Consider the following 3254-nt stretch of genomic DNA (forward strand, 5'->3'; position numbering starts at 1 on the left):
AGATATGCCTGAACAGAATTTTAAAAGTTTTTGCCCAGCCTTAAACAAAAATAAATTGGTCGCCCATTCAGTCCAATATTGAATTCCTAATGATTTGCTAATGAAAATTGATTATAACGCTTTAATTATTAACGGAATTAACCAAAGTCATCGACCTAAAAAATTTTATTTTAATTCATAAGATCACTATATTGATCAAATTAACTGATATATACTTGATTTAAGCAAAGCGTTATGACTTTAACCATTAAATATTAACAACTTAAAACATTATTTTAATAAAAATCGTAAAATAGTGTCTTTCATCTCTTCAATTTCCACGACTTCTTGATGTCGAATTGGCGCATCAAAAAGATTTTCAATGGCAGACGGCACTTCAATTTGACTAATTTCAGCCAATTTTTCAATTAATTGACGTCCAGATAATTGACTAGTATTAACTTCCAATGCATGTAACACACTTTCTGGGAATTTATAAGGGCTGGCAGTGCCTGCAATGACCGTTATATTTTGTCGATCTTGTGATTGAGTTTCCTTTAGATATCGTTGATATACCGCATATGCGACAGCCGTATGTGGATCAAGAATATAATGATTATCTTGATAAACCTCTTTAATGGTCGTAGCAGTTAAGACATCATCTGCTTCATTAGCATAAAAATCAGTTAATTGTTCTTTAACCGTCTGAGTAATTTGATAGCTTCCTTTTTTAATTAATTGTTCCATCCATTTTTTGGTTGGCTCATCCTGACGCTGATTCAATAAATAAATCAGTCTTTCAAGATTACTTGAAACAAGAATGTCCATTGATGGTGAACTTGTTAAATAGAAAGGACGTCTTCTATCATAGATACCCTCATTAAAGAAATCGACTAATACATTATTGCGATTAGACGCACAAATAAGTTTTTCAATTGGTACCCCAATCAATTTGGCAAAATAAGCCGCCAAAATGTTCCCAAAATTCCCCGTCGGCACCGAGACATTTATTTGATCACCTGATTTAATTGCACCATTTTTTAATAACTGAGCATAACTATATACATAATAAACTACCTGTGGCACTAATCGACCAATATTAATGGAATTGGCACTGGAAAGTAAAAAACCTTGTTTTTTAAGTTGTTTGTTTAATGCTTGATCATTAAATAATTCTTTTACTTTAGTTTGAGCGTCATCAAAGTTCCCATTAACTGCCACTACCTTAGTATTATTCCCCTCCTGTGTGACCATTTGGCGTTCTTGAATGTCACTGACGCCATCTTTAGGATAAAATACCACTATTCGTGTATTGGGTACCTCGCTAAAACCAGCTAGAGCTGCCTTTCCGGTGTCCCCAGAGGTAGCAGTTAGAATGACTATTTCTTCTTCTATCTTTAATTTTTTAGCAGCAGTGGTTAATAAATACGGTAAAATCGATAAAGCCATATCTTTAAAAGCAATCGTATTCCCATGAAATAATTCAAGAATCGATACTTGTTCATTGATAGCTTTTAAAGGGGCAATCAGTTCATTATCAAATTTATCATCATAGGCACGATCCACACAATAAGCTATTTCATCTTCCGTAAAATCAGTAAAAAATGCTCCTAAAACTAATTTAGCGATTGTTTGATAAGAGGCATCTTTTAAGTGGTCCCAATCTAAGTCAATTGTTGGCATGGTCTCTGGAAAGTATAGTCCTCCATCATTAGCGATACCTTTTACAATGGCTTGAGCGGCCGTTAATTTATTCTGATTATTTCTTGTACTATTATATAAAATTTGTGTCATTACCATCCCTACTTTCTAAGAATAATCATACTAAATCCTCATCAAATTGTCACTTAATTCCGGTAAAATTAAGTAAAAAAAAAGACATATTAGTTTTTTTTAGACTAACATGCCCCTTTTCTGCCCCATTCATTTTTGAAGAATGTCTAGAGCCTTTATATATATGGATTAAGCTTCTGCAGCAACTGGATAAACAGAAACTTGTTTATGTTTTTTACCTTTACGTTCAAAGCGTACAACACCTTCAACTAAAGCGTATAATGTATCATCGCCACCGCGACCTACATTGTTACCAGGATGGATTTTAGTACCGCGTTGACGGTATAGGATAGAACCACCAGTAACTGTTTCGCCGTCAGCTGCTTTAGCACCTAAACGTTTAGCAATAGAATCACGACCGTTTTGAGTAGAACCTCCACCCTTTTTAGTAGCGAATAATTGTAAATTTAATTTCAACATGAGACAGCACCTCCTATGGTATAAATTTTGAATTTTGAATTTTGACGAATTCAGGATAACTTTCAGCAATCACTTCTAAAGCAAACACTAAATGTGATAATAATAGTTGTGATTGTTCAGTTTGTTTTTTGGTCAATTCAGTTGGTAAAATTATTTTTAAATAACCCCCATCAACTTCGTTCACTTCTGTTTGAACGGGTACTTGGATCAGTTGATGTAATGAATTTTCGACCGAAATCAGTTGACTTGAAACAGCTGCACAAACAATATCATAACCAGAATCAGCATAACCTGCATGTCCGGTTGTAATAATTTGTTGAATCAATTGTTTTTCATCAACCATTACTTTTATCTTAATCATAATTAAGCGTTGATTGCGTCAATTGTTAATTTTGTATAAGGTTGACGATGACCTTGTTTACGATGTGAATCTTTACGACGTCTGTATCTGAAAGTTACAACTTTCTTTTCACGACCTTGTTTTTCAACAGTCGCTTCAACAGTTGCGCCTTCAACTAATGGAGTTCCTACTTTTGTAGTTTCGCCACCTACTAAGATTACTTCATCAAAAGTAACTTTATCGCCTGCTTCTACATCTAATTTTTCAACAAAGATTGATTGACCAACTTCAACTTTAATTTGTTTACCGCCAGTTTTAATAATTGCGTACATTAAAGCACCTCCTATATTATATTTACGGGTTTCCCCTACACTTAGACTCGCCATGTTAAGTGCCATCAGGTCTTAAAACTCAACTTGTGCGGTTGCAGATGTGGTGCTACACAAATACAACATAAGTATCATAACAAATATGGCCTTCAGTGTCAAAGTTTTTTTCGAAAAAGAAATGTAAATTATTCTGGTGTTGTTAAACTATATTACCCAAGGTCGCATTACCCTAACATTTACAGTTGCTTATTGTTTATATCATTCATCAAAAAGGGAGTGGGCAAGAAGTAGAAAATTAAATAATTTTCGCTTCATCTGCCTACCCCCGCACAGTTGGGAGTAGCCAGAAGTAG

The 3254-nt window shown here is 34.2% G+C and carries 4 protein-coding genes and 1 other annotated feature; all 4 genes read right to left on the reverse strand.

What is annotated here, in order from left to right; all coding sequences use genetic code 11:
* Positions 1-270: 270 nt before the first annotated feature.
* Entirely contained in the window at positions 271-1773 is a 1503-nt protein-coding gene (gene thrC / locus GSA01S_RS09740) for a threonine synthase (RefSeq protein ID WP_066127068.1), read from the reverse strand.
* Positions 1774-1941: 168 nt separating this feature from the next.
* On the reverse strand, positions 1942-2232 hold the full coding sequence (gene rpmA / locus GSA01S_RS09745; protein WP_066127071.1) for a 50S ribosomal protein L27: 291 nt from the start codon (positions 2230-2232) through the stop codon (positions 1942-1944).
* A gap of 13 nt (positions 2233-2245) precedes the next feature.
* Positions 2246-2593, reverse strand: coding sequence for a ribosomal-processing cysteine protease Prp (locus GSA01S_RS09750; RefSeq protein ID WP_066127076.1), 348 nt, complete (start codon positions 2591-2593; stop codon positions 2246-2248).
* A gap of 2 nt (positions 2594-2595) precedes the next feature.
* Entirely contained in the window at positions 2596-2904 is a 309-nt protein-coding gene (gene rplU, locus GSA01S_RS09755; protein WP_066127078.1) for a 50S ribosomal protein L21, read from the reverse strand.
* A 33-nt stretch (positions 2905-2937) separates the two neighbouring features.
* Positions 2938-3008 (reverse strand) — a sequence feature (ribosomal protein L21 leader region).
* Between the last annotated feature and the right edge of the window lie 246 nt (positions 3009-3254).

It is taken from the genome of Globicatella sanguinis NBRC 15551 (genome assembly GCF_001552295.1).
Lineage (GTDB): Bacteria > Bacillota > Bacilli > Lactobacillales > Aerococcaceae > Globicatella > Globicatella sanguinis.